This is a genomic window from Methylobacterium sp. D54C (assembly GCF_053345595.1).
Window position 1 is genome coordinate 1 of sequence record NZ_JBKFAK010000218.1, and the last position, 298, is coordinate 298.

General features: G+C 81.9%; 1 protein-coding gene. It reads right to left on the reverse strand.

Annotated features, from left to right (window positions below):
• A partial coding sequence (locus tag ACLBYB_RS33235; protein WP_447701433.1) for an FAD-dependent oxidoreductase occupies positions 1–115 on the reverse strand: 115 nt, incomplete at its 3' end.
• Positions 116–298 lie beyond the last annotated feature (183 nt).

The window sequence follows — 298 nt, forward strand, 5'->3', positions numbered from 1 at the left end:
GGGTGACCAGCGCGGTGCGCGCGCCGCAGCGCGCCGCGGCGGCGGTGGCCTCGGCGCCGGCATGGCCGCCGCCGACGACCGCGACGTCGAACCGGGCGGAGGAGGGGGTGAGCATCGGGTACCGAGCAGCCTTTCGCGGACATCCCGCCGCGGGTGCGAGGGGCGCCCCGGGCCGTGCACGGCGGGGGGGCGCGGGACCGGCGGATCTGCCGGGAGGTCTAAGCGCGCGCGGGCGCGCCGGCCAACGCGTCCCGCCCGCCGGAACGACGCCCCCCCCGCCGGCGGCGGCGGATCCTCT